Annotated in this window: 19 protein-coding genes; 5 read left to right on the top strand and 14 right to left on the bottom strand. The window is 71.1% G+C overall.

The features are described 5' to 3' along the window. Positions 1-34 precede the first annotated feature (34 nt). Positions 35-1,474: a PAS domain-containing protein gene (locus tag OG385_RS18605; protein ID WP_266860981.1), complete on the bottom strand. Its 1,440-nt coding sequence runs from the start codon at positions 1,472-1,474 to the stop codon at positions 35-37. Positions 1,475-2,155: 681 nt separating this feature from the next. Further along, positions 2,156-2,794 (bottom strand): pyridoxamine 5'-phosphate oxidase, encoded by a 639-nt coding sequence (gene pdxH / locus OG385_RS18600; protein ID WP_266860979.1) that lies wholly within the window; start codon positions 2,792-2,794, stop codon positions 2,156-2,158. A gap of 211 nt (positions 2,795-3,005) precedes the next feature. On the opposite strand from pdxH, the gene OG385_RS18595 reads away from it, so the two are divergent. Then, positions 3,006-4,118 (top strand): citrate synthase 2, encoded by a 1,113-nt coding sequence (locus OG385_RS18595; RefSeq protein ID WP_266855774.1) that lies wholly within the window; start codon positions 3,006-3,008, stop codon positions 4,116-4,118. 128 nt (positions 4,119-4,246) lie between these two features. After that, a complete protein-coding gene (locus OG385_RS18590) occupies positions 4,247-5,296 on the top strand; it encodes a hypothetical protein (RefSeq protein ID WP_266855772.1) in 1,050 nt (349 codons plus the stop codon). Between the two features lie 76 nt (positions 5,297-5,372). On the opposite strand, the gene OG385_RS18585 is transcribed toward OG385_RS18590, so the two are convergent. Continuing rightward, positions 5,373-6,035: an SGNH/GDSL hydrolase family protein gene (locus OG385_RS18585; protein WP_266855770.1), complete on the bottom strand. Its 663-nt coding sequence runs from the start codon at positions 6,033-6,035 to the stop codon at positions 5,373-5,375. 43 nt (positions 6,036-6,078) lie between these two features. Then, positions 6,079-7,599, bottom strand: coding sequence for an FAD-dependent monooxygenase (locus tag OG385_RS18580; RefSeq protein WP_266855768.1), 1,521 nt, complete (start codon positions 7,597-7,599; stop codon positions 6,079-6,081). Positions 7,600-7,852: 253 nt separating this feature from the next. Here OG385_RS18580 and OG385_RS18575 point away from each other — a divergent pair, with 253 nt between their 5' ends. Beyond that, entirely contained in the window at positions 7,853-8,944 is a 1,092-nt protein-coding gene (locus tag OG385_RS18575; RefSeq protein ID WP_266855766.1) for a hypothetical protein, read from the top strand. Here OG385_RS18575 and OG385_RS18570 read toward each other — a convergent pair. After that, positions 8,937-9,860: a hypothetical protein gene (locus tag OG385_RS18570; RefSeq protein ID WP_266855764.1), complete on the bottom strand. Its 924-nt coding sequence runs from the start codon at positions 9,858-9,860 to the stop codon at positions 8,937-8,939. The genes OG385_RS18575 and OG385_RS18570 overlap by 8 nt on opposite strands. Positions 9,861-10,143: 283 nt before the next feature. Here OG385_RS18570 and OG385_RS18565 point away from each other — a divergent pair, with 283 nt between their 5' ends. Next, on the top strand, positions 10,144-10,758 hold the full coding sequence (locus tag OG385_RS18565) for a DUF4865 family protein (RefSeq protein WP_266855762.1): 615 nt from the start codon (positions 10,144-10,146) through the stop codon (positions 10,756-10,758). A 139-nt stretch (positions 10,759-10,897) separates the two neighbouring features. Here the strand turns inward: OG385_RS18565 and OG385_RS18560 are convergent, their stop codons facing one another. Continuing rightward, positions 10,898-11,308: a helix-turn-helix domain-containing protein gene (locus OG385_RS18560; RefSeq protein WP_266855760.1), complete on the bottom strand. Its 411-nt coding sequence runs from the start codon at positions 11,306-11,308 to the stop codon at positions 10,898-10,900. A 100-nt stretch (positions 11,309-11,408) separates the two neighbouring features. Here OG385_RS18560 and OG385_RS18555 point away from each other — a divergent pair, with 100 nt between their 5' ends. After that, positions 11,409-12,266, top strand: a complete 858-nt coding sequence (locus tag OG385_RS18555) for an alpha/beta fold hydrolase (protein ID WP_266855758.1) — start codon at positions 11,409-11,411, stop codon at positions 12,264-12,266. Between the two features lie 107 nt (positions 12,267-12,373). On the opposite strand, the gene OG385_RS18550 is transcribed toward OG385_RS18555, so the two are convergent. The 8 genes from OG385_RS18550 to OG385_RS18515 all read right to left on the bottom strand — a co-directional run bounded on the left by OG385_RS18550 (position 12,374) and on the right by OG385_RS18515 (position 22,889). After that, positions 12,374-13,003, bottom strand: coding sequence for a TetR/AcrR family transcriptional regulator (locus tag OG385_RS18550; protein WP_266855756.1), 630 nt, complete (start codon positions 13,001-13,003; stop codon positions 12,374-12,376). Continuing rightward, the gene (locus OG385_RS18545) at positions 12,991-13,740 is read right to left on the bottom strand and encodes an enoyl-CoA hydratase family protein (RefSeq protein ID WP_266855755.1); all 750 of its coding nucleotides are present in this window, start codon (positions 13,738-13,740) and stop codon (positions 12,991-12,993) included. The genes OG385_RS18550 and OG385_RS18545 overlap by 13 nt, the downstream gene beginning before the upstream one ends. Then, positions 13,737-15,326, bottom strand: a complete 1,590-nt coding sequence (locus tag OG385_RS18540; protein WP_266860977.1) for a 4-coumarate--CoA ligase family protein — start codon at positions 15,324-15,326, stop codon at positions 13,737-13,739. Before OG385_RS18540 ends, OG385_RS18545 begins: the two co-directional genes overlap by 4 nt. A 128-nt stretch (positions 15,327-15,454) precedes the next feature. Further along, positions 15,455-16,612 (bottom strand): acyl-CoA dehydrogenase family protein, encoded by a 1,158-nt coding sequence (locus tag OG385_RS18535; protein ID WP_266860975.1) that lies wholly within the window; start codon positions 16,610-16,612, stop codon positions 15,455-15,457. 26 nt (positions 16,613-16,638) lie between these two features. Next, positions 16,639-18,612, bottom strand: coding sequence for a biotin carboxylase N-terminal domain-containing protein (locus OG385_RS18530; protein WP_266860973.1), 1,974 nt, complete (start codon positions 18,610-18,612; stop codon positions 16,639-16,641). Between the two features lie 20 nt (positions 18,613-18,632). Next, a complete protein-coding gene (locus tag OG385_RS18525) occupies positions 18,633-20,234 on the bottom strand; it encodes an acyl-CoA carboxylase subunit beta (RefSeq protein WP_266855754.1) in 1,602 nt (533 codons plus the stop codon). Between the two features lie 76 nt (positions 20,235-20,310). Continuing rightward, positions 20,311-22,068 carry an acyclic terpene utilization AtuA family protein gene (locus OG385_RS18520; protein ID WP_266855753.1) on the bottom strand — a complete coding sequence of 586 codons (1,758 nt, stop codon included), beginning with the start codon at positions 22,066-22,068 and terminating at the stop codon, positions 20,311-20,313. Beyond that, positions 22,065-22,889: a TIGR03084 family metal-binding protein gene (locus tag OG385_RS18515; protein ID WP_266855752.1), complete on the bottom strand. Its 825-nt coding sequence runs from the start codon at positions 22,887-22,889 to the stop codon at positions 22,065-22,067. The genes OG385_RS18520 and OG385_RS18515 overlap by 4 nt, the downstream gene beginning before the upstream one ends. Between the last annotated feature and the right edge of the window lie 162 nt (positions 22,890-23,051).

The raw sequence follows: 23,051 nt of genomic DNA, 5'->3' as shown, positions 1-23,051 counted from the left end.
TGGATCGGGAGGGATCAGGCTGGATCGGGAGGGATCAGGCCTGATGACGCCCCAGCGCCCGCGCGAGGTCGATGGCGGAAGCCACCCGTACGGCGACGCTCTCCGCGTACACCGCGTCGGGCCGTTCGAAGGCGAGGCGGCTCGCTCCGCGCAGGAACGTCACGACCCCCAGCGTCCTCCCCCGGCTCCGCAGCACCGTGCACAGCGCGTGCACGGTGCCCGGCGGCCACTGCCGCTCCGACGCCCACACGGCGGCCGCGTCCCTGGCTGCCCCCTCCGCCGAAGCAGAGGCCGAAGCAGAAGCAGAAGCCGGAGCCGGAGCAGAAGGCGGAGCTGACCGTGGTGCGGCCGCCGCGCTGGTGCGTACCGCTCCGGTCCTGGCCACCGCCTGGAGCGCCGGATGGCCCGCCCGGTAGCGCACCGGCAGGACGGCACCCGCCACCGGCAGACACGGCCCGGACGCCCCTCCGGACGGCGTCTCGGCCACCCGTACAAGCCGCTCGGCCGATGCCGGGGAACCGGAGGAACGGGCAAACCCGTCACCAGACATGCCACCGGATATGTCAGCTGACAGGTCAGCTGACAGGTCAGCGGATATATCGGCGGACACATCGATCAGCGCATGGTCGGCGAACCCGGCCAGGGCGAAGTCCAGATACGAAGTCGCCGCCTCCATCGGGTCCTCGCACTCGGCGGCCGTCCGCGATGCGCGGTGCAGCTGGGTGCCCCGGAAGCGGAGCCGGCTGGCCTCCTGCTCGGCCTGCTTGGCCGCGGTGATGTCGCGGAACAGCCAGCCGACCCCGAGCGGGACCGGCTCCTCCGCAAGCGGTGAGGCCAGCCGCACGAACCCGCTGCGCCAGCAGCGCCGCCGCTCGCCCTCCGCCGTACGCAGCGTCACCCACATCTCGGCGGGCGCGGAAAGCGCCCCTTCCGCGAGTACGTGCTGGAGCGCGCCCTCCAGCTCATCGGCGCCCTGCACGATCAGGTCACCCAGCGGGCGCCCGAGCAGCGTGGTGCGCCCCGTCGAAAGCGCCCGCGCGGCATGGGCATTGACGACGGTCGGCCGCAGATCGACATCGACCAGGACGACCCCCCAGGACGCGTCGTCGAACATGGCCTCGCTGAGCGCGATCGCCCGTTCCAGATCGATCTGCGCATGGACCTCGCTGAACGCGCAGTACACCCCGGCCGGTGTGCCGTCCGGGCCGCGCACCCCGGAGGACTGGGTCCGTACGAGCACCCGCCCGCCGTCCTTGCGCAGCAGCGCGAACTCGTGGACCTGGCGGCCCGGCCGGTCCATCGCCGCCATCAGCCGTTCCTGTACCTCACCGGCGTCCGCGGCCCGTACCGCCCAGCCCGCGAAGCCGGTACGCCCGACGGCCTCGTCGGCGGACCAGCCGAGAATCCGCTCGGCCTCGCGGTTCCAGTGCGTGACCACCCCGTCCGCGTCGAACGCGCAGAGCGCGGCGTCCATCCCGTCCAGCAGGGCCGCCAGCAGATCGGACCCCGCACTGCCCGGGTCACCGGACCCACCGGCGCCGTCGGAACCACCGGCGCCGTCGGAACCACCGGCGCCGTCGGGAGCCCCGCGCGGAGCACCGGGACCAGGAACCCCTCCCGCCCCCGACTCCCCACCGGGCTCGGGCTCATCGGGCCCCAGCGCACTGGCTGCCTCGATCCGGGAACCACTCATCCGGCACCCCCAACAGGACGCGTCCGCCGCATGTACTGCATGTACCGCACGTCAGATCATTCAACGCGAACGTGACGCAGCCCACACCCGACTTCCGGAAATAAGTTCCGGCCACGGCAAGTCCATACGGCCGGGACGTCAGGTTCCGGCTGTTCTCCCCCGGCCCCGGCCCTCTGATTAATTCGGTTGATCCGGTCCGGAGGGGCTCCTAAAGTCGGTCGCACGCTAGAAGGGAGGTGTTCCGGAAGTGATTTCTTCTCGGACTTGCGAGGTGGCTGCGGGCTGACGGCCCGTCGTCGCACTCTGTGCAGTGCCGGCAGACCGCCGGCCGAAATCCCAAGCAGTCACCGACCCGCGGGCTCGCCGGTAAGTCCGGCCGGCTCCTCCGCAAGGAGGAACCAGAGCCCGCGGGTTTCTGCGTGCATAGACCCCGGACGCGCCCGCACGTACGCCCTCATGCCCTCACGGGCAGAGCCGCTCCACGCGCCACCCGGAGTCCGTCTCGCCGCTCTCCGTACTCACATACCGCAGCCGGTCGTGCAGCCGGTTCTCGTGGCCCTGCCAGAATTCGGCCGTGTCAGGAGCCACCCGGTAACCACCCCAGTCCTCCGGCACCGGGACCTCGGTGCCCTCCGGGTAGCGGGCCGCCAACTCCTCGTAACGGCTGGTCAGTTCCGCCCGTGAGGCGATCACCGACGACTGGGCGCTCGCCCATGCTCCGAGCTGTGAGCCGTGCGGGCGGGTGCGGAAGTACGCCACCGTCTCCTCGCGGGCGATACGGGACGCCGTGCCCGTGACCATGACCTGGCGGGCGATCCGGTGCCAGGGGAAGAGCAGCGAGACCTGCGGGTTGGCTGCCAGTTCACGGCCCTTGCGGGATCCGTAGTTGGTGAAGAAGACGAAGCCGTCCGCGTCGAAGTGCTTGAGCAGCACCGTACGGGCGGAGGGGCCGCCCTGCGGGGTCGCGGTCGAGACGATCACCGCGTTCGGTTCGTGCAGGCCGCCCGCGACGGCGTCCGCGAACCAGCGGGCGAACTGGTCCATCGGAGCGGCGGCGAGGTCCTCCTCCGCGAGGACGGAGGAACGGTACTGCTCGCGCATCACGGCGGGATTCAGATCAAGGTTCGGCACGGGACCATCCTGCCGCAAAGGGGCTGTGTGCCGGATGTCACGCTTCCCCGCACCGGCGGGAGCCGTCAGACTCGTGCCTCCGCACCCGGACATGTCAGCAGACGTGTGAACCGAGCCGAACCGCCGTCGAATCGAACCGAGCCGAACCCGTAGGTCGAAACGCATCACGAGGAGCCGCCCGATGTCTGACGCCGCTGCCGCTTTCGTACCCGGACTCGAAGGAGTCGTCGCATTCGAGACCGAGATCGCCGAACCGGACAAGGAGGGCGGCGCGCTGCGGTACCGCGGCGTCGACATCGAGGATCTGGTCGGCCAGGTGTCCTTCGGGAACGTCTGGGGTCTGCTGGTCGACGGCGCGTTCAATCCGGGGCTGCCGCCTGCCGAGCCGTTCCCGATCCCGGTGCACTCCGGTGACATCCGGGTCGATGTGCAGTCCGCGCTGGCGATGCTCGCGCCCGTCTGGGGCCTGAAACCGCTGCTCGACATCGATGAGCGCACCGCGCGCGACGATCTGGCGCGCGCGGCGGTGATGGCCCTCTCGTACGTGGCCCAGTCGGCGCGTGGCCAGGGCAGCCCGATGGTTCCGCAGAGCGAGATCGACAAGGCGGATTCGGTCGTCGAGCGCTTCATGATCCGCTGGCGCGGTGAGCCGGACCCCCAGCACGTCAAGGCGGTTGACGCGTACTGGACGTCGGCGGCCGAGCACGGAATGAACGCCTCCACCTTCACCGCGCGGGTCATCGCGTCGACCGGCGCGGATGTCGCCGCCGCGCTCTCGGGTGCGGTGGGCGCGATGTCCGGGCCGCTGCACGGCGGTGCGCCGTCGCGGGTCCTCGGGATGATCGAGGAGATCGAGCGGACGGGCGACGCGAGCGCGTACGTGAAGCGGGCGCTGGACCAGGGCGAGCGGCTGATGGGTTTCGGCCACCGCGTCTACCGCGCCGAGGACCCGCGGGCCCGGGTCCTGCGCCGTACGGCCAAGGAGCTGGCCGCGCCCCGCTTCGAGGTCGCCGAGGCGCTGGAGAAGGCGGCTCTGGAGGAACTGCACGCCAGGCGCCCCGACCGGGTGCTTGCCACGAACGTGGAGTTCTGGGCGGCGATCGTGCTGGACTTCGCGGAGGTCCCGGCGCACATGTTCACGTCGATGTTCACGTGCGCCCGCACGGCGGGCTGGAGCGCGCACATCCTGGAGCAGAAGCGCACGGGGCGGCTGGTGCGGCCTTCGGCGCTGTACGTGGGGCCGGGGACGCGCGACACCCGCGAGATCGAGGGGTACGACAGCATCACCGGGTGAGGGTGGCGGCGCCCTCCCGTGCCGGCGCCCGCAGTTGGCCGGGACAGCGGTAGCCGGGGCGGATCGCGGTGGCTACGGTCGATCGTGGGCAGAGTCCTACCGGAGGACGGAGGACCTACGGAGGGCCTGTGCGCACCGGAAAGCTGTTGTCCCACGTCGATGAGCGTTGGCCCAAGGGGCGTCGGCTCGTGGTGGCCGGGTGGGCGTTGAGGCTGGCGGGAGCGGTGCTGGGCGTCAGCGGCTGGGTGGCCTTCAGGGCGGGATTGACCAGCGATCAGCTGCCAAACATGCTCCACCCGGCCTGGTGGCTGCGTGGGGTGGGCAGCCTGGTGGTGGTCGTTGTCGCTCTGACGGTCTTCGGGGCCGGTCGTCGCCTCGTGGTGCAGGGCAAGCGGTACACGGCCGAAGTCATCGACTCGTTCGGCGCTCTGGCGGGGACCCGCTACGTGTTGTATCTGCGCCCGTTCTCGAATGATGCGGACATGTCCGCACTGGAAACCGAGATCCAGGGCGGCGGGACCGAGCTGGGGGCGATGTTCTTCCTCTCCGGGCTGACCCGCGAGGAGCAGTTGGTGCACCGCTTCGGGCTGCTCGGCCGCGTCATCGCGGTCGGCAGGCCCGGGGAGCGCCTCCCTCCGATCGGCGCGGTGCGCGGGCAGTTGCCCCTCGATGACTGGCAGCCCACCGTCAGTTCGCTGATCGAGGGAGCTCAGGTGGTGCTGATGGCGGCGGGCCTCGGTCCGGGGACGGTGTGGGAGTTCACGGAAGCCGTGCGCCTCCTGCAACCGGCCACGAGGCTGGTTGTGCTGGTCTACTGCGATGCCGCCGCCTACGAGCGCTTCCGCGAGGCGGTCGCCGTGGAGTACGAGCGGCGTTCGCGGACCGAGCCGCCAGCAGGCACCGCGTGGCCGCCGTTACCCGCGCTGCCGGACTATCCGCCTCCGGCCCGCCCCACGCGTCCACGCTGGGAGATCTGGCTCAACGGGGGCCGGAAGAGGCTGCGTTGGGACTTCGCCCTCAAAGGCATGGTGGTGTTTGATCCGGGCTGGGAGGCCGCCTTCACCCGCTTCGACCCGACGACGCTGCGGATGCCGTCCTGGTTGACCTTGCGCCGCCTGGTCAAGCGGGAAATCCGGCCCATCATGGAGCAGTTGGAAGCGCTGGCACCGCGCAATTGAACGGCACGGCCCGCGGCGACCTCACGCCGCCCCGGCCGGGCCCCGCCCGCGCAGGGCCGGCCGGGCGGCGCACCGGTCAGGCGACCAGACGCAGCCAGGCCGCCGTGAGAGCGGCGTGGCCGGCCGGAGACGGATGCACGCCGTCCGTGGACCAATGCCCCGGCTCGGTCGTCGCCGCCAGCTCGGCGAACATGCCGTCGGCGGCCAGCAGATGCGCCCCGTAGGTGCGGGCGAGCTCGCGGACGACCCGGATCTTCGGGTCCAGGTCCGTGCGCCACTCCTTGCGCTCCTTGTCACCGACGAGCGCGGCACCGGCCTGGATGACGCCGTCGACCGGGAGGAGGAACGGCTCGATGAGAATGAGCTGGGTGCCCTCCTCCGCGAGCGGGGCGAGCAGCCGGTCGTAGCCCGCCGCGAACTCTTCGGCCGTGATCACGTGGCCCTTCGGGTCCAGGGTGTGCCAGCCCATGTCGTTCACGCCGACGAGGATCGACACGACGTCGGGGCGTACGTCGAGCACGTCCGTCTTCCAGCGTGCTTCGAGGTCACTCACCTTGTGGCCGCCGATACCCGTGTTCAGCCAGGTCATGGGGCGCTCCGGGTGCCGGAGCCCCCACTGGCCCGCGATGTGCATCGGATAGCCGAACCCGAGACCGTCTTCGCTCTCCCGGCGTTGGCAGTCGGTGATCGAGTCGCCGGTGAACATGACGGTGCTGCCCGGTCGGAGGGTGATGGTCATGAGTGCTCCATAAAGTTGGTACAGATGAAGGCTGGTGGCCTGCTCAGGCTTGCGGGCGGCCGAACCACCGGGAGGCTGCTCGTTCGAACTCGTCTGCGGAGAAGTCGTGGTCGTCGGCCCACGCGACGGTGCCGTCCGGTCGGACCAGTACGGCCCCCAGTCCCAGGTCGTCCGCCGGCGCCCCGGCCACGTGACGCAGTCGGCTCCGCCAGGCCGCTGCCGGGCCGCTCAGCCGGCCGTCGGCACTGAAGTCGAGGATGACGCCCAGCCCGTCCCGCATCAGCTCGCCGAGACACGTTCCGTCACCGAACCGGAAGTTGGGAGCATTGCGGCCCACCAGTGGATGCGCGCTGCCGAGGTCGTAGCGGACCGACGATCCTGACACCTTCTCGAAGACATATGTCGTCCCGTCCCGGGTGCCGAGCAGGTCGCGGACCACACCTTGGATCGCCTGGGCGTGCCTGTCCGGCCTCATGATCGACACCTGGGCGCGTGACCAGTCGAGCACCTGGGCGCCGATCGGGTGGCGCTCCTGGCTGTACGTGTCGAGGAGTCCGTCCGGAGCGTGCCCCCGCACGGTCGCCGCGAGTTTCCAGCCCAGGTTCACGGCGTCGCCGATGCCGGTGTTCAGGCCCTGGCCGCCGAGCGGTGAGTGGATGTGAGCGGCGTCGCCCGCGAGGAGGACGCGTCCCTGCCGGTAGGTCGTCGCCTGCTTGGCCCGGTCGGTGAAGGTGGAGGCGAGCCGGACGTCGTTCAGGGTGACGTCGGTGCCCGACACACGGCGCAGCACCGTCTGAAGATGGTCGCGGGTCGGCTGCCGCGAGCGGTCGAACGCGCCGCCGTCGAAGTCCAGCATGGCGATGTGCCCATCGCCGGCCATCCGGATGTACATGCCCGTCGGCGTCAGATTGATCCCGGGGCGCAGCTTCGCCGGATCGGCGAGCGTGCCGACCACGGTGTATCCGGTGAGCTCCGGCTCGGTGCCGTCGAAGTCGAAGCCCGCGAGACGTCGCACCGCGCTCCGCCCGCCGTCGCAGCCGACGCCCCAGCGCGCCTCGAAGCCGACCTCACCCGCGGACACGACCACGCGGTCCTCGTCCTGCTCGACCGCGTCCACGGTCACGCCGTACCGGATGTCGACGCCCAGTTCGACCGCCCGCTCGGACAGCAACGACTCGACGGCCTGAAGGCTGATCATCGTGAAGTCCGGGCCCGGGCTGGGCAGCCAGAAGGGCAGGTCGGCCATGTCGACCTTGGCCGGGTCGAGCACCATACCGGCGAAGTGGCCCACCGCACGTGGCGGTGACGGCCCATCAGGCTGGGGACGGACGTCACGTCCGTCGGGGAAGGAAGATGCGTCCACTATCGCGTCCAGCAGGCCGCGACGGTAGAACGCCCCGATCGAGAAGCCGAACAGTCCGCGCATCCCGAGCGGTTGCGTCCTCCATGGCGAGTCCTGCTCCGACTCCTTCTCCAGCACCAGCACGGAGCAGCCCGCAAGGCCGAGCTCGCAGGCGAGGAGGAGACCGACCGGGCCCGCGCCCACGATCACTACGTCGTGCATGAAACATTCCCCTTTTCGGAGTCACTGCCGGGCGACCACCCGGCCGGACCTCTGGAAAGGTGTCAGTCCCCGCCGACACCGGACCGATACGGCGCCGACATCCACCGACAGCCCACCGACAACGTGCCGCACGCCGCCCGGACCGGCGTGCGGTCTCCCCACGCAACAAGTGGCCCCAACTTGCCGTTACTCAAAGGCACTTCATGGCCATACTCTCGAAGCAGTGTGACGCCGCACGCGAGGAGGACGGGCCATGACAGCCAACGGGGGACAGTGGGCGGCAGCGGGATCCGGCGGCTTACCCGTCAGCGCCTTCGCGCCGACAGGCTGGGCGTACGCACCCTCCGCGCCCCAACCCGGAATCGTGCCCCTGCGCCCGCTGGATTCCGGCGACATCATGCGCGGCGTCCTCACCACCCTGCCGCGCTACGCCAGGCCGCTCTACCTCCCGCTGCTCTCCTTCGCTCTCGGGTTCACCGTGCTGCTCAGTGGCTGCGCCTTCGCCGCCTGGGCCCTGATCACGCCACTGCCCGCGTCCGGCGCCCGGATGACGACCCATCACCTGCTGGAGGTGGCCGGGGTCATCGCCGTGGCCGCTCTCCCCCTGCTGGTCCTCGCCACCGTCGTCTACGCCGCCAACGCGGCACTCGGCACCACCGTGCTGGGCCACTACGCCGTACTCGGCCGCCGGCCCCTGTCAGCCCGCCAAGCATGGGCGGAGAGCCGACGCCACCTGTGGCGCGTGCTGGGCACCCAGCTTCTGATCAGTCTGACCACCGTGGCCATTCTGCTCGCCTCCACGCTGCCCGCCATCCTGCTCGGCACCATCCTGCACAGCACCACCGCCGCGGCCTTCAGCTTGCTCCTGCTCATCCCCGGTCTGCTCGGCGCCCTCTACGCAGGGGGGCGGCTCCTCCTCGCCGTACCGGTGACGGTCCTGGAGAACAAGCGCCCGGCCGCCGCGATGCGCCGGGCCTGGACGCTCAGCCACGGTGCCTGGTGGCGCGGTGTCGGCGTTGCGTGCCTGGCGCGGATGATCGGCTACGCAGCCACCCAGTTGATCACTACCGTGGCGGGAACGATCGCGACACAGCTCGCCCCCCTGGGTGCGCTCGACGGCACCCGCAGCGGTCAGTCGTTCCCACTGTCAGCCGCCGACCTCGTCCTTCCGGCCGCCATCGTCGTACTCGCCGTTGTGACCGCCGCGACCCTCAGGGCACCGCTGACCCCCCTGACCCTCGGCCTGCTGTACATCGACCGGCGCATCCGGCTGGAGAACTTCCACATCACGCTCGCCACAGCAGCGGGCGGTCGGTCGACGTGGCCGGTCCAGGCGGTCACTTGATGTCGTATTTCTGGGAGTCGACGTTGTACGAGCCGCGCTTCGCGCCGGTCATCTTCCCGGTGCACCCAAGGTAGACAGTCGCCCCGTCGACGCTTTTACCGAGGTCAGCAGTGGGGGCGAACCGGAGGCGAAGCTTCGCCTCGGCGCCCGCTTCGAGCGAGGTGCTGAGAACACGTCGGGCCGTGCGGTGAGAGCGTGGCAGGGATATCCAGCGGTGGCCGTCGTACTTCTGAATGGCGAAGTCCTCCAGCAGGCTGGGGTCCGAGTCGCATGAGATGTCGTCCTGGTTGCATTGGTCAATCCAGAATCCGGCGTACACCGGCGACATGCGCCGGGTGGAGTCGTTGGTGACGGTGTAATCCGCTTCGGTCCAGTGTCCGTTGCGGTGCAGAGCCCCGCCGCTTGTCGTGCCGTTGCTCGGGGCGACGGTGACTGCGGCCAGTGGAGCATGGCCGGTGTCCGTCGCCAGGGTGCGCCCGCCTGCGGTGAGGGATGCGTGCACGGGCACCGTCTCCGGCTCCGTGGACGGCCCGTATTGGGGCTTGACCAGGAGACGCCACATGTCCCTGTCCAGAGGGACCGAGTAGCTTCCGGTCAGCGTGTCGAGACCGGCTTTCGGGCCAGGTGACGACGTGAGACTCAGGCGTGGCCAGTGGTCCCAGTCCTCACTCTTCGGCGTTTCGTAGTAGGCCGTCAGCTTCTTACCGGTCGGCACGTCGAACTTCACCGTGACTTCGGCCCGGGCGGGTGCCGACCCGTGCATGGCCAGCCAGAGGCCAAGGATTCCGTCGCGGTTATGCGCGTAGGTGTCGACAGCTTTCACGCTGACGGATACCGGCGGTTCGGAGGCATGGGTGGCTGTTGCCGGCGCGGGCTTGCCTCCCGAGCCACCACATGCCGCAAGCGTCCCGGCCATCACCACAGCACTCAGGACCGCCCGCCACCGAAGCAGACTCACACGCATCACGACCCCCCGGTCCACGCTCGATCAGCGCAGTCTGTCACAGGCCCACGACACCCCTGATCCGGAAGGCGTACGCGACAGCATCGACGGCTGGACGGTCGCCCAGGCCACCTGCCGAAGGGGCCACCTACGGGCCTGCGGCTGCCTCAGAACAACGAAGCGGCAGACTGATGACGGCCGACGCGATGCGTTCAGCGCCGGCCCGGACCCTTCACCCGGAAAGGCACCACTCTTCGTGTACGCCAAGCAGTACGAGATCACGCTGCCCGCCGACTACGACATGCAGATCATCCGCAAGCGGGTCGCCGACGGGGGCCACATCCTCGACGACCGCGCCGGACTCGGCCTGAAGGCGTACGTCATCCGCGAACGCGGCACCGACGGTTCGCCGGTCAACCAGTACGCGCCCTTCTACCTGTGGAACGACCCCGGCGCGATGGCCCATTTCCTCGTCGGCGGCGGCGGATTCCAGAACATCGTCCGCGACTTCGGGCGCCCCGTCGTACGCCACTGGACCGGCATCGCCTGCCACGCGGGCCCCGCCCGCACGACGTTCCCCCGGTCGGCCTCGCGCCGTCTCACCCCCATCGCCACCGGCCCCGGCTCCGACACCACCGGCCTGGACCTGGCCGCACGGATCGAGCAGGAGGTCGCAGAGCTCCACGACCTCGCCCGCCACGATGACGTCCACACCGCCGCCCTGGCATTCGACCCGCACCACTGGCAGTTGATGCGGTTCGTCCTGTGGCGGGACACTTCCGCACCGGACGCGGCGGCCACCGAGCGCTACGAGGTACTGCACCTGTCCACACCCGGCATCGGTCAACTGCCCGGGGGACGAGCCTGGTAGCAGCCGGGGGCAGCCGGTCGAGGATGACCAGGCCACGGCAGCCCGTGCTCACGGTTCTCCCATTCCGGGCGGATGCGTGGGCGTCGCCGTACCGGGTCGTGCACCTCAACTTGGAGTGCTTCGGGCGGAACCGGCCCGCCTATCCCTCATCGACCTCCTGGTCGGCGGCCTCGTTGGCGCGGTCGATCGCGGTCATGTGCTCCTCCGCCCAGGTCCGCAGCCCCGCAAGCGCGGCTTCCAGGGACAGCCCGAGTCCGGTGAGCCGGTAGAACACCCGCGGCGGCACGGTCGGTTCGACCCGGCGCGACACCAGCCCGTCGCGGGTCAGGGTTCGCAGCGTCACGGACAGCATCTTCTGCGAGACGCCGGGCATCCGGCGTCTCAGCTCCGCGAAGCGCACCTCGTCCGGTGCGGCGTCGGCGAGCGTCTTGACGGCCATGGACGTCCACTTCGTACCAATGCGATCCAGCAACTGCCGTGTCGGGCACTGAGGATCGAACAGATCGCCGCGTACGCCGCGACCGGCGGCCCGGCCTCCTCGGGTGGTCACCTGTGGCTCACCACCTTCCCTGAAAGTGCCGTCTAGGCAGTGGTTGGACAGTTACCTATCGTTTGGTGGTCACCAATAGTAACCACCCCGGGGAGCCGTCTTGCCCGCAACCACCGCACACCAACTACGCCGCATCGCGACGAACGGGGTCCAGCTCAACGTCGCAATCGCCGGGGCCGGACCTGCGGTACTCCTGCTGCACGGTTTCCCGCACACCTGGCAACTCTGGAGCGGCATCATGGGCCGACTGGCCGGGCAGTACCGGGTGATCGCCCCGGACCTGCGAGGCTTCGGTGCCAGTACGCGAGCCGCCGAGGGTTACGACGCAGGCACCCTCGCCGCCGACGTCGAAGGGCTCCTCGACGCACTCGGAGAGCCCTCGGCATCGGTGGTCGGCATCGACGCGGGTGCCGCCCCCGCCGTCCTGCTCGCGCTGCGTCGACCCGATCTCGTCCGGCGCCTGGTCGTGATGGAGGCACTGCTCGGCCGCCTGCCCGGAGCGGAGCACGTCGTCGCGGGCGGTGCCCCGTGGTGGTTCGGCTTCCACGCCGTCCCCGGCCTCGCCGAGACCGTCCTGGCCGGTAACGAGGCCTCGTACATCGACTGGTTCCTCGACTCGGGAACGCTCGGGCGAGGAGTACCCGACGAGATCCGTGCGGCGTTCGTCCACGCGTACACCGGGAGTGAGGCCCTGCGCTGCGCGTTCTCCTCTTACCGGGCCCTGCCCACCAGCGCGCAGCAGTTCCAGGACGCCGTCGCGAAGGCTCGGCTGACCATGCCCACCATGGCCGTCGGCTCTCACCCCGTCGGCCCCGGCCTCGAACGCCAACTCCGGCCCCTGGCCGATGACCTGGTCGGCCACCATCTCCAGGACTGCGGCCACATCATCCCCCTGGACCGCCCCGACGCGTTGTTCGCGCTCCTTGCTCCGTTCCTCTCCGCCGACCTGCCGAAGTGAGCGAGACTCGGTCCGGGCTCACGCGGGCCGCCTCCGTGAGTTGCTCAGGGCCACCTGAACCGAGGCAGCGCCCTCTCACCCCAGCGCCCTCTCACCCCAGCGCCCTCTCACCCCAGCGCCCCCTCCACCAGCGCGCCCCACTGCTCCACCACGCGTTCCCGGCGCTCCCCGTCGTCCGTGAGCAGGTTCGCCAGGCCCAGCCCCCGTGCCATGTCCAGCAGGCCCTGCACCGTTTCCCGTACGCCGGGCACGGACTCGTCCGCCCGCAGCAGCTGTACGGCGATCCGGTGCGACTCTCGGCCCACCCGGGCCTCCAGTTCTGTGACCCGGGCGTGCAGGTGCGGTTCGTTGGACGCCGCCACCCACAGATGCAGTGCGGCCCGGAACAGCGGGCCGGTGTAGAGGCCGACCAGGGCCGCCACCACGGTGCGGCGGTCCTGTGGGGGCAGGGTGCGCAGGGCGGTGGAGCGTTCCTCGGCCACGTACTCGACCGCCGCCGTGAACAGGTCCTCGCGGGTCGGGAAGTGGTGCTGCGCCGCGCCCCGGGAGACTCCGGCGCGTTCCGCGACGGCGGAGACGGTGGAGCCTGCCCAGCCGTGTTCGGCGAGGCAGGAGACCGCTGCTTCCAGCAGGCGCTGCCGGGTGGCGCGGCTGCGGTCCTGCTTGGGGCCCCGGCCGATGCCACCAGCGCTGTCCCCGGAAGTACCGGCCGCACTGCCGTCCGTCACAACACCCATGCGGGATCCCGTCGTTCGAGGAAGGCCTGTACGCCCTCCTGCGCCTGGGCGGACGCGAAGAGGGCCGCCGAGTGGGCGATGAGGTCCTCCGTTTTGCGGTCGAAGTTCTCCAGCACCGTAGCGGTGACCAGGGACTTCGATGCGGCCAGGCCCTGCGGGGAGGCCCTGCGCAGTCCGTCGACGACCGGGGCCAGCGCCGCGTCCACGTCGTCGGCCGCGCCCGTTATCAGTCCCGTACGGGCGGCTTCGGCGGCGTCGAACCGTTCGCCCGTGAGGTAGTAGCGGGCCGCCGCCCGCGCGTCCATGCGCGGCAGCAGCGGCATCGAGATGACGGCGGGAGCCAGGCCGAGGCGGGACTCGGTAAAGGCGAAGGAGGCCCCCGGCCCCGCCATCGCGATGTCGCAGGAGCCGAGCAGCCCGAGCCCGCCGGCCCGGACATGACCGGTGACACGGGCGACCACCGGCCGGGGGTGCGCGACGATCGCCCGCATCAGCCGGACGAACGCGGCGGGGTCCGGCGGCCCCTTGAGGTCCGCGCCCGCGCAGAACGTGTTCCCGGTGTGGGTGAGGACCACCGCGCGTACGGAGTCGTCACCGGCTGCCGCCGACAGGGCCCGCTCCAGCTCCGCCACCAGCTGCGCGGAGAGCGCGTTGCGGCTCTGCGGTGCGTCCAGAGTCAGGGTGGTGATCCCCCGGTCGTGGACCGTCCCGATCACGCCGCGTACGGACGACGTCATGTCCTCTGCCCCCTTGTCTCCCGGCCGCGCAGTTCACGCCGGAGGATCTTCCCCGAGGTGGCACGCGGGACGGTGCCGATGAATTCGACCCGCCGGATCTTCTTGTACGGGGCGACGCGCTCAGCGACGTACGCCATCAGCTCCTCCTCGGTGAGTTGCGCCCCCGCCTGCCGGACGGCGAACGCCTTGGGCACCTCGTTTCCGTCCTCGTCGTACACCCCGATGACCGCCGCGTCGGCGATCGCGGGGTGGGTGAGGAGCAGCGCCTCCAGTTCGGCGGGGGCCACCTGGAAGCCCTTGTACTTGATGAGTTCCTTGACGCGGTCGACGATGAACAGCCAGCCGTCCTCGTCCACCCGGCCGATGTCCCCGGTGTGCACCCAGCCGTCCTGGTCGATCATCTCGGCGGTGGCTTCGGGCCGGCCGAGGTAGCCCTTCATGACCTGCGGCCCGCGGATGGCGACCTCGCCCTCCTCGCCCACGCCCAGACCGCGTGCGGGCTCCTCCAGCGAGAGGATGCGCATCTCCGTGCCGGGGAACAGCTTCCCGACCGTTCCCGGCGGTGGGTTCTCCGCGTCGAGCGGGACGACGTGGGTGCCGGGCGACAGCTCCGTCATGCCGTACGCCTGGCGTACCGGCGGCAGCCCGAGCCGGGCCGAGCACGCGGCGGCGAGACCCGAGTCGAGCGGGGCCGCGGCGCTGACGATGTACTCCAGCGAGGACAGGTCGTAGCGCGTGACGGACGGGTGCTTGGCCAGGGCGAGAACGATCGGCGGGGCCACGTACAGCCCGTTGATGCGGTACTTCTCGATGGCGGCCAGGAACTGGCCCAGCTCGAACCGGGGCAGCACCACCACCGTCGCGCCGTACCGCAGCGGTGCGTTGAGCAGCGCGGTGAGTCCGTAGATGTGGAAGAAGGGCAGCACGGCGAGGATCCGCTCGCCGGGTCCCATCCGGGCGAACGGGTGGAGCTGGGCCAGGTTGGTGGAGATGGACCGGTGGGTGAGCATGACGCCCTTGGGGGTGCCGGTGGTGCCCGAGGAGTACGGCAGGACGGCTATGTCATCGGCGGGGTCGATCGGTATCGCCATGCCGTGGGCAGGTCCCGCCGCCCCCGGCAGGCCGAAAACCGAGCGGTGTCCTTCGGCCCGTTCGCAGACGAAGATCTCCTCGATCCCGCCGACCAGTTCGGCCGCCCGTCGGGCCACGTCGAGCAGCCGTGACACGGTGATGATCCACCGCGCGGCGGAGTCCCGTATCTGTTTGGCGAACTCCTCCGGGGTGGCGAGCGGGTGCACCGTGGTGACCGTGGCGCCCGCCCGGCTCGCGCCGTGGAAGACCGCCGGGTAGGCGATGCTGTTGGGGCTGTGCAGGGCGACGACATCGCCCTTGCACACACCGGCGGCGGTCAGTCCTGCGGCGACCGACCGGTGGCGGGCGTCCAGTTGGCGGTAGCTGACGGTGGTGCCGTCCACCGCGTCGATCAGCGCGGGGGCGTCGCCGTACTCGTGCGCCCGGCCGAGTACCGCTTCGTGGATGGGCTGGTTGAGGACCGGTACATCCTCGTACTCGCTGTGGAACACCATGCCGGTCCCCTGCACGCCAGTCCGTTTCATGCCGGTCCGCTTCATGCCAGTCCCCTTCGACGCGCGACGTGTGCGTGGCCCGGTGCGGGCGGGCCGATGCCTGGGCGATCGCACCAGAATCGCTGCTGTCAGTAGGACTTGGGGAGACCCAGGGACTGGTGGGACACGAAGTTGAGGATCATTTCCCGGCTGACCGGCGCGATCCGGGCCACCCGGGACGCGGTGATGAGTGCCGCCAGGCCGTACTCGCGGGTGAGGCCGTTGCCGCCGAGGGTGTGCACGGACTGGTCGACGGCCTTCACACAGGCCTCGCCCGCCGCGTACTTGGCCATGTTGGCCGCCTCGCCCGCGCCCAGGTCGTCGCCCGCGTCGTAGAGCGCGGCGGCCTTCTGCATCATCAGCCGGGCGAGTTCGAGTTCGATGTGGGACTGGGCGAGCGGGTGCGCGATCGCCTGGTGGGAGCCGATGGGCTCCTTCCAGACCTGCCGGGTCTTCGCGTAGTCGACGGCCTTCGCCAGGGCGTAGCGGCCCATCCCGATCGCGAAGGCGGCGGTCATGATCCGCTCGGGGTTCAGCCCGGCGAAGAGCTGGAGCAGCCCGGCGTCCTCGCTGCCGACCAGGGCGTCGGCGGGCAGCCGCACGTCGTCCAGGACCAGCTCGAACTGCTTCTCCGGCGCCTGGATCTCCATGTCGATCTGAGTGCGCCGGAAGCCGGGTGCGTCCCGGGGTACGAGGAAGAGGCAGGGCTTGAGGCGTCCGGTACGGGCGTCCTCGGTGCGGCCGACGATCAGGGTCGCGTCGGCCAGGTCGACGCCGGATATGAAGACCTTCCGCCCGGTGAGCAGCCAGTCTCCCCCACTGTCGCGGCGGGCGGTGGTGGTGATGCGGTGGGAGTTTGACCCGGCGTCCGGCTCGGTGATGCCGAAGGCGAGCGTGAGTGATCCGTCCGCGAGGCCGGGGAGCCACCGCTGTTTCTGCGCGTCCGTGCCGAAGCGGGCGATGACCGTGCCGCAGATGGCGGGCGAGACGACCATCATCAGGAGCGGGCAGCCTGCGGCACCCAACTCCTCCAGCACTATGGAGAGTTCGGCGATGCCGCCGCCCCCGCCGCCGTACTCCTCGGGGAGGCTGACACCGAGGTAGCCGAGCTTCGCCGCAGCGGCCCAGAGGGCCTGCCGGTCGTAGTCACGGTGGCTGGTGCCGGCGTGACGCTTGCCGAGGGCGGCCACGGCGGCGCGCAGGGCCGCGCGCTCCTCGGTTTCGACGGGGGTGTTCCCGGTGCTCACGCTTGTGCCAGTGCCAGTGCCAGTACTCATGACTCCAGGGCCTCCTGTGTGTCCGGCTGTGTACGTGCTGTGTCCTGTGCGGTCTGTACGACGGCGAGCAGTGCGCCGACCTCGACCTGGCGGCCCGGGGCGGCGTGGAGTGCGGTGAGGGTGCCGGATGCCGGGGCGGTGATGCGGTGCTCCATCTTCATGGCCTCCAGCCAGATCAGCGGCTGCCCGGCGGTGACGGCGTCCCCGGCCGCGAGTCCGTCGGCGACCCGGACGACCGTGCCGGGCATCGGCGCGAGCAGCGAGCCCGGCACGGTGCGGGCGGCCGGGTCGGGGAAGCGGGGCAGCCGGGTGAGGGTGTGCGGGCCGACGTGGGCGCGGTCGCCGTGCACCTCGACGTCGAAGTGCCGCAGCACCCCGCCGGCTTCGAGCGAGACGCGCCGGGGCGTGGCGGCGTGCAGCCGTACGCCGGGGAATCCGTCGGCGCGCAGACCGTCCCGGGTGAGGCGGTAGCGGATCTCGTACACCTCACCGTCCGGTTCGGAGCGGTAGGTCTTGGTCTGCGGCTGGGACGGTACGTTCCGCCAGCCGCCGGTCCGGGCCCGCGCCGCGTCCGCGAGGGCGGCGGCGAGCGCGGCGAGCGGATCGGGGGCGGGGGCGGTGAGTCCGGGGAGGTGCCGGTCGTAGAAGCCGGTGTCGAGCCGGGCCGCGGTGAAGTCCGGGTGGCGCAGGGACCGTACGAGCAGTTCGCGGTTGGTGACCGGGCCGTGGATACGGGCGCGTTCGAGGGCGTACGCGAGGGTGCGCACCGCCTCGGTGCGGGTGGAGGCATGGGCGATGACCTTGGCGAGCATCGGGTCGTAGTGGATGCCGATGGTGTCGCCGCCGGTGTAGCCGGTGTCCAGCCGGACGGTGGGTGTCCCCGTGGGTGTGCTGCCTTCCAAGGCGCCGGTGCCCGGCACGTCGAGCCGGTGCAGGGTGCCGGTCTGCGGGGCCCATCCGGCGGCCGGGTCCTCCGCGTAGAGGCGGGCCTCCACGGCGTGGCCGCGCGGCGGCGGGGGGCCGCCCTGCGGGAGCGGTTCGCCCTCGGCGACACGGAGCTGGAGCGCGACCAGGTCGAGCCCGAACACCGCCTCGGTGACGGGGTGTTCGACCTGTAGCCGGGTGTTCATCTCCAGGAAGTACGCCCGGTCGCCGCCCTCCGCGACCAGGAACTCCACGGTCCCCGCGCCCTGGTACTCCACCGCTCGGGCGGCGGCGGTGGCGGCCTCGTGGAGCGTGGTGCGCAGGGTGTCGGGGAGGCCGGGGGCCGGGGCCTCCTCGATGACCTTCTGGTGGCGGCGCTGGAGGGAACAGTCCCGGGTGCCCAGCGCCCAGACCGCGCCGTGCGCGTCGGCCATGATCTGCACCTCGACATGGCGCCCGCGCTCCACATACGGCTCGGCGAACACCTCGCCGTCCCCGAAGGCCGACCGCGCCTCGGCGACAGCGGCCGTCATCTCGCCCTCCAGCGCGCCGAGTTCGCGTACGACACGCATCCCGCGCCCGCCGCCGCCCGCCGCCGCCTTGAGCAGCAGCGGCAGATCCGCGGCGGTCGCGCTGTCCGGGTCGACGGGGGCCAGCAGGGGGACTCCGGCCCCGGCCATGAGCTTCTTGGCGCGGGTCTTGGACGCCATCGCCTCGATGGCGTCGGCGGAGGGGCCGACCCAGGTGAGCCCGGCCCCGGTGACCGCACGGGCGAATCCGGCGTTCTCGGAGAGGAAGCCGTAGCCCGGGTGGACGGCGTCCGCGCCCGCGGCGAGCGCCGCCGCGACGACGAGGTCGGCGCGGAGATAGGTGTCGGCGGGCGCCGTGCCCGGCAGCCGTACGGCGGTGTCCGCCTCCCGTACGTGCAGCGCGTCCGCGTCCGCGTCGGAGAAGACGGCCACGGTCGCGATGCCCAGGGCACGGCAGGTACGGAAGACACGGCAGGCGATCTCGCCGCGGTTGGCGACAAGGAGGGAGGTGATCATCTTCGTTGTCATCTCTGTCCTCACATCCGGAAGATGCCGAAGCCGCCACGGGCGCCCTCGACCGGTGCGTTGTGGATGGCGGACAGACACAGGCCGAGCACGGTCCTGGTGTCGCGCGGGTCGATCACCCCGTCGTCGTACAGCCGCCCGGACAGGAACATCGGCAGGGACTCCGACTCGATCTGCTGCTCGACCATGGCGCGCAGCGCGGCGTCCGCTTCGTCGTCGTACGGCTGCCCCTTGGCCTGCGCGGAGGCGCGGGCGACGATCGACAGCACACCCGCCAGCTGCTGCGGTCCCATGACGGCGGACTTGGCGCTGGGCCAGGCGAAGAGGAACCGGGGGTCGTAGGCGCGCCCGCACATGCCGTAGTGGCCCGCGCCGTAGGAGGCGCCCATCAGGACGGAGAGGTGCGGGACCTTCGAGTTCGAGACGGCGTTGATCATCATCGCGCCGTGTTTGATGATGCCGCCCTGTTCGTACTCCTTGCCGACCATGTAGCCGGTGGTGTTGTGCAGGAAGAGCAGCGGGATGTCGCGCTGGTTGGCCAGCTGGATGAACTGGGCGGCCTTCTGGGACTCCTCGGAGAAGAGGACGCCCTGCGCGTTGGCGAGGATGCCGATGGGGTAGCCGTGCAGTTCGGCCCAGCCGGTGACCAGGCTCGGCCCGTAGAGCGGCTTGAACGCGTCGAAGTCCGAGCCGTCGGTGATGCGCGCGATGACTTCGAGCGGGTCGAAGGGGGTCTTCAGATCGCCGGGCACGATACCGAGCAGTTCGTCCTCGTCGTACCGGGGCGGCACGGCGGGGCCCGGCGGATCCGGCTGCGCCTTGCGCCAGTTGAGGCGGGCGATGACGCGGCGGGTCTGGCGCAGCGCGTCGGGCTCGTCCAGCGCGAGGTAGTCGGCGAGCCCGGAGGTACGGGCGTGCATCTCGGCGCCGCCGAGCGACTCGTCGTCGGACTCCTCACCGGTCGCCATCTTGACCAGCGGCGGCCCGCCGAGGAAGACCTTCGACCGCTCCTTGATCATGATCACGTGGTCGGACATGCCCGGCACATACGCGCCGCCCGCCGTCGAGTTGCCGAAGACCACGGCGACGGTGGGGATCCCGGCGGCGGAGAGCCGGGTGATGTCGCGGAAGAGCGCGCCGCCCGGGATGAAGATCTCCTTCTGGGAGGGGAGGTCGGCGCCGCCGGACTCGACGAGGCTGATGCAGGGGAGGCGGTTGGCGTACGCGATCTCGTTGGCCCGGAAGGCCTTCTTCAGCGTCCAGGGGTTGCTGGCGCCGCCACGCACCGTGGGGTCGTTGGCGGTGATCAGGCACTCGACGCCTTCGACCGTGCCGATGCCGGTGACCATGGAGGCGCCGAGGGGGTAGTCGGTTCCCCAGGCGGCGAGCGGGGACAGTTCGAGGAAGGGCGTGTCGGGGTCGAGCAGCAGCTCGATGCGCTCGCGGGCGAGGAGCTTGCCGCGTTTGCGGTGCCGGTCGATGTACTTCTCACCACCGCCGGCGAGCGCTTTGGTGTGCTCGGCCTCCAGGTCGGCGAGCTTGGTGAGCATGGACTCGCGGTGGGCGGTGTATTCGGGGGACGCGGGGTCGATGGCGGTACGGAGGGTGGTCATCGGGGGCTCCTGGGGTGCAGGTCCGGTGCTCCTGGGGTGGGGACGGGAGATGAGCGCGCGGGACGGCTCGGTGGCCTCAATCGGCGGAATATCCCGGCATTTCGACCTCCGCCGGCACGTCGACCAGTCGGCTCCGGAGCCACTCCCCCACCCCTTTGCCCTGCGGATCGAACCGTTCCTGCGCCGCGACGCCCTCCCCCAGCAGGCCCTCCACCACGAAGTTCAACGCCCGCAGATTCGGCAGCACATGGCGCGAGACCACCAGGTCCCGTGTCTCGGGCAGCAGCTCCTGGAAGCGCTCGACGGTGAGCGTGTGCGCCAGCCAGCGCCACGCGGTGTCCGTCCGCACCCACACGCCCACGTTCACGTCGCCGCCCTTGTCCCCGCTGCGCGCCCCGGCGACCCGCCCGAGCGGGATACGCCGTACGGCACTGTTCCCGGGCAACGCGTCAGGCAGCCGCTCGGGCAGGGCGGGCTCAACGACCGCCGTGAGCACCGACGTACGGGCCGGATCCGGCACCACCATCCGTGCCCCGTCCGGGAGTACGGCCACGTGCTCCACCGCGTCCCGGTCCACGTACACCGCGTCGAACACTCCGTACGGCGCGCCCTTGCCCGGCGGGGAGGTCACATGGAACCCGGGGTAGCTGCCGAGCGCCAGCTCGATCGCGGCGCCGCTCACCACCCGCCCGACCGCCTCCCGTTCCGCATCACGCACCACCAGGCGGAGCAGCGCACTCGCGCACTCCTCGCTGTCGGCGTCGGCGCGATCCGTGCGCACCAGCTCCCACCGGACGTCGGCCGGGCGGGACTTGCCCGGCCCGCGGGTCGCCCCGAATTCCGCTGGCTCCCCGGCCGCTGTCCCGAAGGCGTCCTCCACCTGGTCGCGGACCAGCGCAGCCTTGGCCTCGATGTCGAGGCCGGTGAGCACGAACACGACCTCGTTGCGCCAGCCGCCGATACGGGTCACCCCGGCCTTGAGCGTCGGGGGCGGTGCCTCGCCCCGTACGCCGGATATCCGTACCCGGTCGGGCCCGTCCTGCGTCAGCCGTACGGTGTCGAGCCGGGTCGTGACATCGGGACCGGCGTACCGGGCGCCGCCCGTCTCGTACAGCAGCTGCGCGGTCACCGTCCCGATGTCGACCACCCCGCCCGTACCGGCGTGCTTGGTGATCACGGCCGATCCGTCGGCGCCGATCTCCGCGACCGGGAAGCCGGGGTGCCGTATGTCGTGCGCGGTGAAAAAGGAGTAGTTGCCGCCGGTCGCCTGGGTCCCGCACTCCAGCACATGCCCGGCGGCCACCGCGCCCGCCAGCTGGTCGAGGTCGTCGGGACCCCAGCCGAAGTGCCAGGCGGCGGGCCCGCTGACCAGCGCCGCATCCGTCACCCGGCCGGTGACCACCACATCGGCCCCGCCCCGCAGACACGCGGTGATTCCGGCGCCGCCCAGATAGGCGTTGGCGGTCAGCGCGCCGTCCGGCAGCGGCAGCGCATCGCCCTCGACGTGGGCGACCCGCACCGGGACACCGACCCGCTCACTCAACACCCTTACCGCATCGGCGAGTCCGGCCGGATTGAGGCCGCCCGCATTGGTGACGATCCGCACCCCCCGGTCGTGGGCCTCACCGATGCACTCCTCCAGCTGGCGCAGAAAGGTCCTGGCGTAGCCGGTGCGGGGGTCCTTGAGGCGGTCGCGGCCGAGGATGAGCATGGTCAGCTCGGCGAGGTAGTCCCCGGTCAGCACATCCAGGCTGCCGCCGGTGAGCATCTCCTTCATCGCGCCGAACCGGTCGCCGTAGAAGCCGGATGCGTTCCCGACCCGCAGCGGCCTCACGCGGCGCCCTTCGGCGTACGCCCCGGTCCCGGAGGTGTCCCCTTCGGCGTACGTCCGGCGCCTGGCGGCCCGGCGAAGGCCTGCGCGATCCCGAGCCACCGGTCGGCGTCGGCGCCCGCCGCGCGCAGGGCCAGGTCGTCGCGGTGCGCGCGCTGGGTGACCAGCAGGCAGAAGTCGAGCGCGGGCCCGGTCACCCGCTGGACCGCGTCGGCGGGCCCGTACGCCCAGAGCTCCCCGTCCGGCGCGGTCAGTTCGACCCGGAACTCCTCGCCCGGCACGTCCAGCCCCCGCGCCCCGAAGGCGAAGTCCCGGGCGCGCACGCCGATCCGCGCCACATGCCGCAGCCGTGCGGTCGGTGCACGCCTCACCCCGAGCGCGTCCGCCACGTCCTGGCCGTGCGCCCAGGTCTCCATCAGCCGCCCGGTGGCCATGGAGGCGGTGCTCATCGGCGGCCCGTACCAGGGGAAGCGCGCGCCGGGCGGGGCGGTGCGCAACGCCCGCTGAAGCTCTTCACGGCCCTCACGCCAACGGGCGAGCAGCACGGCCGGATCGAGCCCCGCGCCCTCCTCCGCCCCGTCATCCACAAAGGTCTCCGGCGCGGCGAGCGCCTTCTCGACCTCCGCCCCGAAGGCGTCGGGCGCGGTAACGGCCAGCAGCGCGGCCCGGTCGGTCCAGGCGAGATGGGCGATCTGATGGGCGACGGTCCACCGGGGAGCGGGGGTGGCAAGCGCCCACCGCTCACCGCCCAACTCCGCCACGAGAAGATCTAGTTCGGCACTCTCACCGACCAGATCATCCAGCACGGCACTCGCATCGGACACGGAACGCTCCCTCCGGGGCACGGCTTCGTGTCCGGGAGCATGGCAGCGCCCAAGAAAACAAGCAAGCGTGCTTGCATTCTTTTTTCGGCGTGCGGACGGGTTCCCACCTCGTGCCAGGGGCGGTCGACCACCTCGTGTCAGGGGCAGTCGACGCGGCAGACC

The organism is Streptomyces sp. NBC_01306 (assembly GCF_026340465.1).
Lineage (GTDB): Bacteria > Actinomycetota > Actinomycetes > Streptomycetales > Streptomycetaceae > Streptomyces.
Note: the sequence above shows the minus strand (reverse complement) of the source record. Positions and strands in the feature narration are given on the sequence as shown.